The organism is Arthrobacter sp. AL12 (assembly GCF_029960645.1).
Lineage (GTDB): Bacteria > Actinomycetota > Actinomycetes > Actinomycetales > Micrococcaceae > Arthrobacter.
Window position 1 is genome coordinate 1 of the sequence record NZ_JASBQY010000005.1, and the last position, 12,934, is coordinate 12,934.

Annotated in this window: 13 protein-coding genes; 3 read left to right on the forward strand and 10 right to left on the reverse strand. The window is 69.1% G+C overall.

Going from position 1 to position 12,934, the window contains the following annotated elements; genetic code table 11:
* From QK291_RS07440 to pheS, 4 genes are all read right to left on the reverse strand, one after another.
* A partial coding sequence (locus QK291_RS07440) for a hypothetical protein (RefSeq protein WP_282380498.1) occupies positions 1-225 on the reverse strand: 225 nt, incomplete at its 3' end.
* A 213-nt stretch (positions 226-438) separates the two neighbouring features.
* Complete coding sequence (locus tag QK291_RS07445; protein WP_282380501.1) at positions 439-1,203, reverse strand: 4'-phosphopantetheinyl transferase superfamily protein; 765 nt, start codon at positions 1,201-1,203, stop codon at positions 439-441.
* A 92-nt stretch (positions 1,204-1,295) separates the two neighbouring features.
* Positions 1,296-3,839 (reverse strand): phenylalanine--tRNA ligase subunit beta, encoded by a 2,544-nt coding sequence (gene pheT, locus QK291_RS07450; protein ID WP_282380503.1) that lies wholly within the window; start codon positions 3,837-3,839, stop codon positions 1,296-1,298.
* 2 nt (positions 3,840-3,841) lie between these two features.
* Positions 3,842-4,903 carry a phenylalanine--tRNA ligase subunit alpha gene (pheS, locus tag QK291_RS07455; protein ID WP_282380505.1) on the reverse strand — a complete coding sequence of 354 codons (1,062 nt, stop codon included), beginning with the start codon at positions 4,901-4,903 and terminating at the stop codon, positions 3,842-3,844.
* 363 nt (positions 4,904-5,266) lie between these two features.
* Here pheS and QK291_RS07460 point away from each other — a divergent pair, with 363 nt between their 5' ends.
* Both QK291_RS07460 and QK291_RS07465 read left to right on the forward strand, forming a co-directional pair.
* On the forward strand, positions 5,267-5,776 hold the full coding sequence (locus QK291_RS07460) for a hypothetical protein (RefSeq protein ID WP_282380506.1): 510 nt from the start codon (positions 5,267-5,269) through the stop codon (positions 5,774-5,776).
* Positions 5,773-6,411 carry an SIMPL domain-containing protein gene (locus QK291_RS07465; RefSeq protein WP_282380508.1) on the forward strand — a complete coding sequence of 213 codons (639 nt, stop codon included), beginning with the start codon at positions 5,773-5,775 and terminating at the stop codon, positions 6,409-6,411. The genes QK291_RS07460 and QK291_RS07465 overlap by 4 nt, the downstream gene beginning before the upstream one ends.
* A 74-nt stretch (positions 6,412-6,485) precedes the next feature.
* Here QK291_RS07465 and pcp read toward each other — a convergent pair whose 3' ends face one another.
* Complete coding sequence (gene pcp / locus QK291_RS07470) at positions 6,486-7,127, reverse strand: pyroglutamyl-peptidase I (protein ID WP_282380510.1); 642 nt, start codon at positions 7,125-7,127, stop codon at positions 6,486-6,488.
* Positions 7,128-7,290: 163 nt separating this feature from the next.
* On the opposite strand from pcp, the gene QK291_RS07475 reads away from it, so the two are divergent.
* Positions 7,291-8,466: an Rv2578c family radical SAM protein gene (locus QK291_RS07475; protein ID WP_282380512.1), complete on the forward strand. Its 1,176-nt coding sequence runs from the start codon at positions 7,291-7,293 to the stop codon at positions 8,464-8,466.
* An 82-nt stretch (positions 8,467-8,548) separates the two neighbouring features.
* Here QK291_RS07475 and QK291_RS07480 read toward each other — a convergent pair whose 3' ends face one another.
* The 5 genes from QK291_RS07480 to QK291_RS07500 all read right to left on the reverse strand — a co-directional run bounded on the left by QK291_RS07480 (position 8,549) and on the right by QK291_RS07500 (position 12,585).
* Positions 8,549-9,922, reverse strand: a complete 1,374-nt coding sequence (locus tag QK291_RS07480; RefSeq protein ID WP_282380514.1) for an NAD(P)(+) transhydrogenase (Re/Si-specific) subunit beta — start codon at positions 9,920-9,922, stop codon at positions 8,549-8,551.
* Positions 9,919-10,236, reverse strand: coding sequence for an NAD(P) transhydrogenase subunit alpha (locus tag QK291_RS07485; protein ID WP_282380826.1), 318 nt, complete (start codon positions 10,234-10,236; stop codon positions 9,919-9,921). The genes QK291_RS07480 and QK291_RS07485 overlap by 4 nt, the downstream gene beginning before the upstream one ends.
* Positions 10,236-11,393, reverse strand: coding sequence for a Re/Si-specific NAD(P)(+) transhydrogenase subunit alpha (locus QK291_RS07490; RefSeq protein ID WP_282380516.1), 1,158 nt, complete (start codon positions 11,391-11,393; stop codon positions 10,236-10,238). Before QK291_RS07490 ends, QK291_RS07485 begins: the two co-directional genes overlap by 1 nt.
* Positions 11,394-11,479: 86 nt before the next feature.
* Positions 11,480-11,935: a (deoxy)nucleoside triphosphate pyrophosphohydrolase gene (locus tag QK291_RS07495; protein ID WP_282380519.1), complete on the reverse strand. Its 456-nt coding sequence runs from the start codon at positions 11,933-11,935 to the stop codon at positions 11,480-11,482.
* Between the two features lie 203 nt (positions 11,936-12,138).
* Entirely contained in the window at positions 12,139-12,585 is a 447-nt protein-coding gene (locus QK291_RS07500) for a hypothetical protein (RefSeq protein ID WP_282380521.1), read from the reverse strand.
* Positions 12,586-12,934: the final 349 nt, after the last annotated feature.

Below are 12,934 nucleotides of genomic sequence, written 5' to 3' on the forward strand. Positions count from 1 at the left end.
GCAGGAATCCGCCCGATCCCGCAACGGATCAGCCCAAGGATCAGACCCGGCCTCCAGGGAAAGATCAGACCCGGCCTCCAGGGACGGAACGTCGCCGGACTGATCAATGCCGGACTGATCAGCATGGTCCGCCCCCGCGCCGCTGATTGCAGCCAGCTCAGCAACGGACGCCGCGACAGCCGCCAGGGCCGCCCTGCTCTCCGCACTCCACACCGTGCTTTCCATACGCTCAGACTAGAAGATGGCTACGACAAAATATCGCTACCGGCTGGGCGGCTGAGAGGCCGCGTGACACCGGCACTCCGGAGCCCGGGGAGGATTGGTTTCACCGGGACTGGTCTCTCATCGCGGGTGGCCGGACCTGGCGTCATGAGCCTGGTGTCCGGAGCGTTGAGCAAGGCCCCCGTGCAGCACAGTCTGCCGGCTTGGCGGCAGCGGCTAGTCAGCGCCCACGACGGCCAGCGCGCCGGCAAAGCCCTGGGGCAGGCCAAGGGCAACAGTGTCCAGGTCGACGAGTATCGTGCCGTCTAGGGGCTCCACATAAGCCTCGACGGAGGACGGTTCGATCCGCAGTCCGGTGCCGCGGGCCTTCAGCAGGGCTTCCTTGCGGGCCCAGGCGGCTGTCCGCCATTGCATCGCCTGCTCCGGCGCCAGGGCGGAGAGCAGCTGCCGTTCCGCTGGTGTGAGGGCGACGTCATCGAACCCGGGGAAGAGCACGCCGGAGCCGTGTTCCAGGTCGACGCCGACCGTTATCACCGCTGCGCCGTCGGGACGGACGGAGCCGGCGGGACGGACGGAGCCGGCGGGACGGACGGAGCCGTCGGGACGGACGGAGCCGGCGGGACGGACGGAGCCGGCGGGACGGACGGAGCCGGCGGGACGGGCGGAGCTGGCGGGACGGACGGAGCCGGCGGGACCGGCGGAGCTGGCGGGAGCGGCGGCCAGCAGGGCCCAGCCGTGGCTGCGGGAGAGGCTCAGGCCCAGACCGGCAGGGACCTGGTGGAGCCGGTAGCCGGGCCGGCCGTGGTCGAGCTCCGGGCCCGTTCCGCAGTCCGGGCAGGAATAGTCGGTTTCCAGGTCCCCGGGGCGCACGGCCAGGATCCCGGCGGCGAACTCCCGCAGCGCGATTCGGCCAGCCAGGAAGTCCCGCCGGGCTGCCGGGTCCGTGATCCCCGCGGCACGCGCGCGTTCCGGGGGATCCAAAAAGGCTTCGCCGTCCGGTCCGACGTCGGCAAGACGAACGGACCGGACGGTGACTCCGGCGACGGCGAGGGTCCCTCTGTGCCGTCTGGGCTCTAGCGTTGGACCGCTCCGAAGCGCTCATGGGCGACCGCCACGGCGCCCTCGCGGGCCGCGGATGCCTCGTCGGCGGTCAGCGTTCGGTCATCGGCCCGAAAACGCAGGCTGAAGGCCAGCGACTTCTGGCCGTCCTCGATGCCCTTGCCGGCGTACACATCGAAGAGTGCGACGTCTTCGAGCAGTTCCCCGGCGCCTTCGCGCAGCGCGCTGAGCACCTCATCCGCCGGAACCTCCTGCGGCACCACCAGAGCGACGTCCTGGGTAGCCACGGGGTACGTGGAGATGTGCCGGGCGACGATCACGTCGGCGGCGGCCGCAAAGAGGGCGTCCGCGTTGAATTCGAGCGCCACGGACCGTGCGGGCATGTCGTGGGCGGCGAGCAGCTTCGGGTGCAGCTCGCCGGCATGGCCCAGGACCTCGCCGGTGCGGAGCGCCAGCTGCGCGGTCCGTCCCGGGTGGAAGGCCTGGTGCTGGCCCTGGCTGATGACGATCTCGACGCCGAGCACGTCGCCGGCGATCCGGGCGATGTCAAGGGCATCCGCCCAGTCCCATGCCCGGGGCGCGTGGCCGGCGGCGGCCGGCGAGTCGTGTCCGGTGAGAACGGCGGCGAGGTACAGCGGCTGGTCCGGGACGCCGTCGTACAGTCCGTCCAGCACCTCTTCGCTGGGCCTGACGCCCAGCGGCGGGATCGTGGCGGTGCCGAGGGTGTCGCCCGGCAGGAACACGAGGCCGGCCTCGAACAGTGCCAGGTCGCGGAACCCGCGCGAGTGGTTGCGCTTGGCGACCTCGATCAGGCCCGGCAGGACCGAGGTGCGCAGGTAGCCCTGTTCCTCGCTGATCGGGTTGGCCAGCTTGAGGGCCTTGCGCGGCGCTCCTTCCGTGGACACGCCGAAGGTGTCATTGGCGGCCTTGGAAACGAACGGGTACGCGAGGACCTCGGTGAGGCCTGACGCCGCGAGGGCCTGGAGCAGGCGCCGGCGCTGCTGCTGGACGCGGGTCAGCCCGCGGCCCGGCGGCGCCACCGGCAGGGACGCGGGGATCTGGTCGTAGCCGACCAACCGGGCGATCTCCTCGGTGAGGTCTTCCTTGGTTTCGAGGTCGTTGCGCCAGCTCGGGGCGGTGACGAGGTACCCACCGTCGCTCTTCGCGACGACGGCACCCAGGTCCTCGAGCGAGGTGAGGATCTGCTCCTCGGTGAAGTCGATGCCGATCCGTTCCGCGGCGAAGGCCGCGGGCAGTTCGACGGTGACGGCGTCCGGCGCGGTGCCGACGTCGGTCCCAGCCTCATCGGCGGTGCCCCCGGCGAGCTCGACCAGGAGGTCGACGACCCGCTGGGCGGCGACGCCGGCCACCTGCCAGTCGACGCCGCGTTCAAAGCGCTTGGACGCCTCGGACGGGAGCCGGTGGCGGCGGCGGGAGCGCGCGATGGACACTTCGTCGAAGTGCGCGGCCTCAACGAGGACGTTCGTGGTGGAGTCGGATACCTCAGTGGCAGCGCCGCCCATCACGCCGGCGATGCCGATCGCACCGGAACCGTCGGTGATGAGGAGGTCCTCGGCGTCGAGCGCGCGTTCCTTGGCGTCCAGGGTGGTGATCTTTTCCCCGGCCACGGCACGGCGGACCACGATGTCGCCGGAGAGCGTGTCCAGGTCGTAGCAGTGCGTGGGCTGGCCGAGTTCGAGCATGACGTAGTTCGAGATGTCCACGGGCAGCGAGATCGAGCGGATGCCGGCCAGGCGCAGCCGGGAGGTCATCCACGGGGGTGTCGGCTTCGTGGCGTCGACGCCGCGGACGGTGCGGGCCACGAAGCGGTCACAGCCCGGCTTGCCGTAGATCGGGGCGTCGTCGTTGAGTTTGACGCCGTGGCCGCCGGCCAGTTCCGCGGGTGCCTGAACCTTCGACGCCGGGTCGGTAAAGGACGTGCCGGTGGCGTGGGCGTACTCACGGGCCACTCCGCGGATGGAGAACGCATACCCGCGGTCCGGGGTGACGTTGATTTCGGCGGCCTGGTCGTAGAGGCCGAGCAGCTCCATAGCGTCGGTGCCGATTTCCGGGTCCAGCCCGATCCGGGACAGCACCAGGATGCCGTCGTGGTCCTCGCCGATGCCGAGCTCGCGCACGGAGGCGATCATGCCGGCGGAGAGGTGCCCGTAGGTGTTCCGCGCGGAGATACGGAAGTCGCCGGGCAGCACGGCACCGGGGAGGGTGACCACCACCTTGTCGCCTTCCACGAAGTTGTGGGCGCCGCAGATGATGCCCTGGACACCGGAGGGGTCGATGCCCTCGCCGGTGAGGCTCTGCTGCTGGCCTTCGGGGACTACCCGGACCTGGCACCAGTTAATGGTTTTGCCGTTGGTCTGGGGTTCCTTGACGATGCTCAGGACCTGCCCAACCACGATGGGGCCCTGAAGGGTGTCAGTGGGACGGTGGACGGCTTCTTCTTCAAAGCCGACCTTGACCAGTTCGGCCATCACGTCTTCGGCCGTTGCTCCGGCCGGTACCTGCGCGAATTCACGCAGCCAGGAAAGGGGGATACGCACTGTTAGATCTCCATCCCGAAGTGCTCGCTGAAACGTATGTCGCCTTCAATCATGTCGCGCATGTCGCCGACCTCGTTGCGGAACATGAGGGTCCGCTCGATGCCCATGCCGAAGGCAAAACCTGAATAGATGTCCGGGTCGATGCCCGCGGCGCGGAGCACGTTGGGGTTGACCATGCCGCAGCCGCCCCATTCGATCCAGCTGGGACCGCCCTTGGCGCCCGGGTGCCAGATGTCCAGCTCGGCAGACGGTTCGGTGAACGGGAAGTAGTTGGGGCGCAGCCGGATCTGTGCCTCTTCGCCGAACATCTGGCGGGCGAAGTGCTCCAGGGTGCCGCGGAGGTCCGCCATGCTGAGCTTCTTGTCGATGGCCAGGCCTTCGAACTGGTGGAACACCGGGGTGTGGGTGGCGTCGAGCTCATCGGTGCGGAAGACCTTGCCGGGGCACAACACGTAGATGGGCAGTTCGCGTTCCAGCATCGAGCGGACCTGCACCGGGGAGGTGTGGGTGCGCATCAGCAGGTGCGCCTCGGGCGGCTCCACGAAGAAGGTGTCCTGCATTTCGCGGGCGGGGTGGTCCGGCTTGAAGTTGAGCGCGTCGAAGTTGAACCACTCCGATTCGACCTCCGGGCCCTCGGCGATCTCCCAGCCCATGCCGACGAAGATGTCCGCGACGCGTTCCTGCAGGGTGGACAGCGGGTGGCGTGCACCGGCACGACGGCGGCGCGGGGCGGCCGTGACGTCGACGGTCTCCTCGACCAGGATGCGCGCGTCGTTCTCGGCTTCGAGCTCGGCCATGCGGTCCGCGAGCGCCTTGTTGACGCGTCCCCGGGAGGAGCCCATAAGCTTGCCGGCGGCGGCCTTCTGGTCCTTCGGCAGCCCGCCGATCTCGCGGTTGGCGAGGCTCAGCGCGGACTTCTCACCGGTGTGCGCGAGGCGCACGGCCTTGAGTTCATCGAGCGTGGAGGCGGCGGCAATGGCGGCAACGGCCTGGTCTACGGCGGCGGTGATAGCGGCTTCATCCAGGGGATTCGGGACGCCGGCGCCCGGCAAAGTTTCAGTCATCTACTGTTCTTAGCTACGAGTCGGTTCATGCCAACGCACTGGACGCTCAACAGGAGCAGGGACCGGCGCGTGGACAAAGGGCAGGGCCCGCCAAAATCGCTCCGGCGGGCGCTCCCCACCAGTCTAGTTGAACGGGCTCAGGTGCCCGAACGTGACGGTGCTCCCCGGGCCGCCGGCACTGCAGCGCACCTCGCTGCCGACCCCTTGGCCCATCCCCCTGTCCGTCCCTTCTGTCCGTCCCACGTCTCCAGCCCTCGTGCCAGTCCCTTCTGTCCGTCCCTCCTGCCAGTCCCCCTGTCCGTCCCACATCTCCAACCCTCGTGCTTCGTATCCGGCGGGCTGGTCCCCGGCTAGCATGGCCTCATGACGCCGGGACAACGGCTGCGGCAGCTGGCCAATGTGCTCAACGCAACAACTCCGCTGGGGTTGCTGCTGGCCGGCTGTGCCCGCGCACCCGTCCGCCGCGGACCCCACGGGCTCCTGATCGCCACCGGGTACCGCTGGCGGCTGCCCTTCGCGGGCGCCTTCACTGTCGGCAATGTAGTGATCTTCCGTGCCGGTCCCGCCGAAGCCCTGGCAAACCCGGCGCTGCTGGGGCACGAGGAGCGGCACTGCACCCAGTACGCCTGGTGCCTGGGCCTCCCGTTCCTGCCGCTGTATTTCCTCGCCGCGGGCTGGTCCCTGGCCCGGACCGGCAACCCCGGCTCGCGCAACCTCTTTGAACGGCACGCCGGGCTGCAGGCCGGCGGCTACCCGGAGCTGAGCGACCGGATCCAGGCATCCGGTCGAAAACCCATGCTCCAAGAACAACGGATCCCAGAAGACCGGCAGGACGGGCCCGGCGGTCCGCGAACGGAACGAGGCATGACATGAGCGGCAGCCCCAGAACCATCTCCGTCACCGGGTCCGGCAACGCGGAAGCCGCCCCGGACCTGATGACCCTTTCGATCGGCGTCGAGTGCCGCCGGGAGGAGGTCGGCGCGGCCTATGGCGAGGCGGGCCGGGTCTCGGCGGCCATTACCGCAGCGCTCCGCGGGTACAACGTGGCGGACCCGGACATCACGACGTCGGGACTTAATGTCCGCGCCGAGGTGAACTGGCAGGAGGGCCGGGGACAGGTTGTCTCGGGCTACCTGGCATCGAGCGTGCTGAGTGTCCGGCTCAGGGAGCTGGGCGCGTCGAACGAGGTCATCGCCGCAGCGGTGGCGGCCGGCGGAAACGATGTCCGGCTCAACGGGCTGGAGCTCGGCTTCGCTGACCCCGCCGCGGTCACCGCCCGGGCCCGCGAGGCTGCCTGGCAGGACGCCCTCACCACGGCCGGTCACTTCGCGTCCCTCGCCGGGGCCTCGTTGGGAATAGTGGTATCCCTTACGCAGCAGACCGGTTACCCGGTACCGATCCCGGCAGTGAAAATGCAGCGGGCCGCCGCGGTGGAGTCGCTCACCGTGGAGGCCGGAGAATCCAGCATCAGCGCTACCGTCAACGTGGTGTGGGAACTGCTCGACTGAGGCGCTGACGTTGCAGCGTCCGGGCTGGCGGGGTCCCGGCTGGCGGGGTCCCGGCCGGCCGGGTCCGGGCCCGGCTATTGCGTGGCGCCGGCGGCGATCCTGAGGTCCACAGTCGTTGCCAGAGAGGTGCGGACGACGACGGCGAGCGCCTCCACGAGCTGTTCCAGCGGCAGCGCCGGGTCCGTGCTACCCGGCGGCAGCTGGGCCGGCTCGTAGGGAACGTGAACGAAGCCTCCCCGGGTCCCGGGCCGCAGCCGAAGGGCGTGCATCAGCCCGTAGAAGACGTGGTTGCAGACGTAAGTGCCAGCGGTCTGGGAGACCTCGGCGGGGATCCCGACTGCGAGAAGGTCCGCGAGCGCCGCCTTCACCGGCAGTGTGCTGAAGTAGGCGGCAGGTCCGCCGGTAACCACCGGCTGGTCCACAGGCGCATTGCCGGCATTGTCCGGGATCCGGGCGTCGTCACAGTTGATCGCGATCCTTTCCAGCGACACCCCGGACCGTCCGCCGGCTTGGCCCGCGCAGATCACCAGATCCGGGTGGTACTGCTCCAGCGCTGCTTCCAGCCCGCGGACCGCGTCCCCAAAGACGCACGGCAGCTCCACGGCCTGCGTCTCAAGCCCCCCGGCCCGGAGCCGGGCCGCGGCCTCCCGCGCTGCCGACCACGAAGGGTTGGTGCTTTCGCCGCCGAACGGTTCGAACCCTGTCAGGAGAATCATTGGCACAGCCTAACAAGTCCGCTGACGGTCAAGCCGTGAGGAGGGCCTGTCGGGGCCGGCGGGATGCGGCGGAGACCCGGCGGGGTCCGCAGGTGCCATCGGAATGCGCCGGCGACCGGCGGGGGTCCTTGACTTAAACTAGAACATATATTCGAATGGAGCCATGAGATGGGACGCACAAGCACTCAAACCGGCCCCCGAAGTCAGGGCCCCAGGAAACGGGTCCCCGGGGGGCGTGACAGCCGGAGCCACAGGCGGGCGCAGCCCCTCCCCCGCCACCGATCCCCTGCTGCCCCTGATCGGGCTGGTGCGTTCCGTGACCACCCCCGAGTTTGCCGGCGTCACTTTCCATGAGGTCACTGCCAAATCGGTGCTCAACAAAGTGGTCGCCGGTTCGCGGATGCCGTTCGAATGGACCATCAACCCCTACCGCGGCTGCAGCCATGCGTGCGTCTACTGCTTCGCCCGGAAGAGCCACACCTACCTCGACTTCGACGCCGGGCTGGACTTTGACAGCCAGGTGGTGGTGAAGATCAACGCCGCCGAGGTCCTGCGCCGGGAGCTGGCCAAGCCCTCATGGGCGCGGCAGCATGTGGCCCTCGGCACCAACACTGACCCCTACCAGCGGGCCGAGGGCCGCTACCAGCTCATGCCCGGCATCATCGGCGCCCTGGCCGATTCCGGCACTCCCCTGTCGATCCTGACCAAGGGCACGCTGCTGGCCCGGGACATCCCGCTCCTGAAGCACGCTGCCGCGCAGGTGCCCGTCGGTGTAGGCATCTCCCTGGCGATGACGGACGAACGCCTCTCCGAGGCTGTGGAGCCCGGCACACCCGGTCCCCGTGCACGCCTCAAGCTGATCACAAGGCTCCGGGAAGCGGGGCTGCCGTGCGGGGTGATGGCCATGCCCATCCTGCCCTGGCTCTCGGACAGCGACGAGGCCCTGGATTCCCTGTTCGGCTCCCTGGCTGCGGCGGGTGCCACCGGCGTCACGGCGGGGGCCCTATACCTCAAGCCCGGGACCCGGGAATGGTTCATGCAGTGGATCGCCCGGGAACATCCCCAGCTCGCCGGCAAGTACCGGCGGCTGTACGGCACCGGCTCCTACGCTTCCCCGGAGTACCGCGCCTGGCTGTCCGGACGCATCCGCTACTTCAAGGCCCGCCATGGTTTCTCAGGAGCGCAGGGCTTCAGCCACCGCGACCTCAACGACGATCCCGGCAGCAATGATCCCCGCGACGATGAGGCGCAGTACCCCGCCGGCAGCATTCCCAAGGTGGCCGCAATCCCCGGCGGCGAGCGGGCCTCAATCGGCGCCGCGCAGCCCACCCTTTTCTAGGGGTTTCCGGAGGGCTGTCCAGACGGTTGGAGGGCTGCCTAGCAGGCCGTCGAGCAGGCCGTCGAGCAGGCTGGAGGGCTGCCTAGAGGGCTTTCACGGCGCCCAGGACCCTAGTGAGGGAATCCTTGGCGTCGCCAAACAGGAGCGTGGTCTTCGGATCGAACAGCAGCTCGTTCTCGATCCCGGCGAAGCCCGGCCGCATGGAGCGCTTGAGGAAGACCACCTGGCCGGCCAGTGCCACCTCCAGGATCGGCATCCCGTAGATCGGGGCCCCGGGCGTGGACTTGGCGGCAGGATTGACCACGTCGTTGGCGCCCACAATGAGCGCCACGTCGGTGTTCGGGAACTCCGGGTTGGCTTCCTCGAGCTCCTTCAGCGCCTCATAGGGGACGTTGGCCTCAGCGAGGAGGACGTTCATATGGCCCGGCATCCGCCCGGCCACCGGGTGGATGGCGAAGACGACCTCAACGCCGCGGGCCGCCAGGGCCGTGGCCAGCTCGGCAATGGTGTGCTGGCCCTGGGCCACGGCGAGTCCGTACCCGGGGACGATCACCACCCGCTGCGCATAACCGAGCTGGACGGCGACATCCTCGGGTGAGGAGGAGCGCACCGGCCGGTCGCTCTGTTCGGTGGATCCCGCCGTCGAGCCGCCCCGGAAGGCGCCGAACATGATGCCCGTGACGCCGCGGCCCATGGCGGCCGCCATCACCTTGGTCAGGATCGTGCCGCTGGCCCCGACAAGCGTGCCTGCCACCAGGAGGAGCACATTGCCCAGCACAATGCCGGACGCTGCGACCGCGAGGCCGGTGAAGGCGTTGAGCAGGGAAATCACGATCGGCACGTCGGCTCCGCCCACGGGCAGCACCAGCAGGAGCCCTGCCACGATGCCCAGTACCAGCAGCGCCACGGCCCAGCCGACCGACCCGGTGGCCACCACAAAGCCGCAAGCTGCGACGGCGCCGAGCACCACGGCGCCCATCAGCACCGGCATGCCGGGGAAGAGCAGGGGTCGGGTGCTGATCAGCTCCTGCAGCTTGCCGACGGTCACGGCCGAACCGGCAAAGGACACCGCACCGATCAGCATGGTGAACACCACGGCCAGCCGCACCCAGGGGTCCTCACTGTGGCCAAGTTCCAGCACCGCCACGAGTGCTGCGGCGCCGCCGCCGACCCCGTTGAACAGGGCCACCAGTTGCGGCATCTGGGTCATCTGCACGCGCCGGGCCACCGGGACGGCCACGGCGGACCCGACGGCGACCGCGGCGATGATCAGCGGAATGTTCTCCAGTTTCGCGGAGAGGAACACCGTGACCACGGCCACGAAGGCGCCGGCCGCTCCGATGGCGTTGCCCCGCCGTGCGGTCCGGGGAGAGCTCAGACCCTTGAGCGCGAGGATGAAGCAGACGGCGGCCACAAGGTAGAACAGTGCGGTCCATCCCGGGCCGAGGACGCTCATGTGCCGTCCTCCCCCGCGCCGGCACGGGGCCGGGCCGGATTCCGGCTTCCGAACATTTCCAGCATCCGGTCAGTGACGACGAATCCGCCCACCAGGTTAACGGTTGCCAGCACCACGGCGATAAGGGCAACTGTCAGCAGCCACGGGTCACTGGCCTGCCCGGCCACTATGATGGCGCCCACCAGGATGATGCCGTGGATGGCGTTGGCGCCGGACATCAGCGGGGTGTGCAGCTTGCTGGTCACCTTGGAGACAACTTCGAATCCAACGAAAACGGCGAGTACCACCACGGTCAGCAGTGTGATCGGATCCATCATTTGAGGGCCTCCAGTGCTTCGGCGGTGGCGGCATGCCGCACGGAGCCGCCGTGGGTCAGGCAGGCACCGGCGACAACTTCGTCGTCGAAGTCCGGGACCACCTTGCCGTCGGTGGTCATCAGGGCCAGCAGGTTTGCGACGTTCTTGGCGAACAGCCGGGAAGCATCGGAGGGCATCGCGGAGGCGGCGTCCTGCAGGCCCACCAGGGTCACGGATCCGCCGTCCACCGGGACCTGGAGATCCCGGCCCGCGATGACTCCCTCGACGTTTCCGCCGGATTCGGCGGCCAGGTCGACGACGACCGAACCGGCCCGCATGCCGGCCACCATATCCGTCGTCACGAGCAGGGGTGCCGCCCGGCCGGGGATGGCCGCCGTGGTGATGAGGACATCCGCCGCCGCGACATGGGGAGCCAGCATGGCGCGCTGGCGGGTGGCCCGGTCCTCGCCGAGCTCCCGGGCGTAGCCGCCGCTGCCCTCGGCGGACGGTTCCGCAGTTCGAGCGTCGAGATCCAGGTGGATGAACGTGCCGCCCATCGAGGCAACCTCGTCGGCGGAGGCCGCGCGGATGTCGTTGGCGGAGACCCGCGCCCCCAGTCGTTTCGCGGTGCCGATCGCTTGGAGTCCGGCGACGCCGGCCCCCAGGATGAGCACCCGTGCAGGCGGGATCGTTCCGGCGGCCGTCATGTAGAGCGGGAAGAACCGCGGGTAGCGCAGGGCCGCCTCCAGGACGGCGCGGTAGCCGGAGACCAGCGATTGGGAACTGAGCGCGTCCATCGATTGGGCCCGGGAGATCCGCGGCACCAGCTCCAGCGCGAAGGAGGTGACGCCGGCGGTGGCGAGGGCTCCCACGCCGGGCAGTTCCGAGCCCGGTGAGGCGAACCCGATGGTGATGGTGCCGGGCCGGAGCCGCCCGGCGGTCTCCGGCTCGAGCGGCCGCACGTGCAGCAGCACATCCAGTGACTCTGCGGTCAGCTCCGTAACGATCGACGCTCCGGCCTCGGCGAAGGCGGCGTCACCGTAACCGGCTTCGTCGCCGGCCCCGCTTTCCACTGCCACGTCCAGGCCCAGGGACCTGAGTTGCTGCACCGTCTCCGGTGTGGCGGCAACCCGCCGTTCCCCTGCACGTTGCTCCCGTCTGACACCGACCTGCACGGGTTGCTCCTCTCGATTCGCTTCAGCGTAGTCATATGCTTCACGCTTTGGCGAGAGGTGGGGGCCCGGCGGCCCGAAAGCGCAGCTCAGGTTGCCGAAACGGCAGGGGAATCCGATACCGGCAGGCTGTCCAGCAACGCCTCGACGATCGGCAGGTCAGCCGGGATCCATGGCAGGCCCAGCACCTCGTCGCGGTCCCGGAGGTTGATCCAGCGCAGCTCATCGTGGTCCTGGAGAGGGTGGGGATCGCCGTCGACCAGTTCCGCGAACCACACGCGCATCGCCGCGCGCTCGTTGAGCGGCCAGCCGTCGGCGGATCCGCTGTCCAGTTCGGCGCCGAGCCGGACGGTCACGCCCAGTTCCTCCAGGAGCTCCCGGTGCAGGGCCTGCTCGCCCGTCTCGCCGGATTCGACCTTGCCGCCGGGAAACTCCCACATGCCCGCGAATTGCGGGGGCGCCGTCCGCCGCGCCACGAGCAGCCGGCCTGGTTGGGCCAGGGAGTCCAATACGGCGCCGCCGACGACGCTGATAAGTCCAGTCACGCCCTCAAGTCTAGACATCCCGCGGGGGATCCTGGCTTCGATTCTGCCGAGGAGTTCGGCGCGCTTCCTGACGGGGCTGACGTAGTCGGCGAAGGCCCGTTCCATATCGGCGACCGTGCTCCACATCGGGCCGAGCAGTGGGCCGGTGAATTCCGCCCTGCCGCGCAAGGCCAGCGGCGCGTCACCCGGAAAAATTCCGGGCCCTAGCACTTGGCTGCTGTCCGGAGGTCGCTGACCGCGGCCTGGACGTTAGCTGCTTCGTCCCGCAGGGAGTTGACAGCCTGCGCCAGGGTGGCACCGTCAGGGACAGCTTCGACGGCTTTGACGAACTTGTCTTCAGCCGCCTTCACGGCGTCCACCTGGTCCTTCGCTACGTCCTGGCTCGCCTTGATCAGATCGTCGTAAGCCTTCGCGACCTGATCCCGTGCCGAATCGAGCTGCCCCACCGTGACACCAGGCTTCAGTGTCTGCTTGAAATTTGTCAGGCCTGCGGCATAGGCGCTGGCAGCATCACACGCCTGCGAAACGTTCTTCTCCGCTCTAGCGCTGCTGCCGCTCGTGCCGGGGCTGGAAGTGCTGCAGCCCGACAGCATTGCGACGGCGACCCCGAGGGCGATCGGTCCCGCAAGGATTGGGCGTGGTCTCGACATTGGAGGCTCCTTTCGGAGATAGGGGTGCGGCAGACAGCCCTACCGCCGGCAAGTACGACCATTGTCGGGCCGCACCGGTCGCGCGGACCTCATCCGGGGGAGGTGATCTGTGCTGGATTGACAGGGCTGCGCTGACAGCTGGCGGCGCGTCCGCAGCGGCGGGAAAATCCCGGCCGGACGACGCTGGACCCACTGGGACAGATTTAGGGGGCTGCCGGCTTAGGGGAGAATGGGTGGGGCCACCTTCGGCGAGTACACGGAATACCGGGCGCGCCTGCACCGTTACACCCCACAGACCAAACATCAGATTTAATATGCCGCATTCTCCTGGCTTCAGCCGGGAACGTCA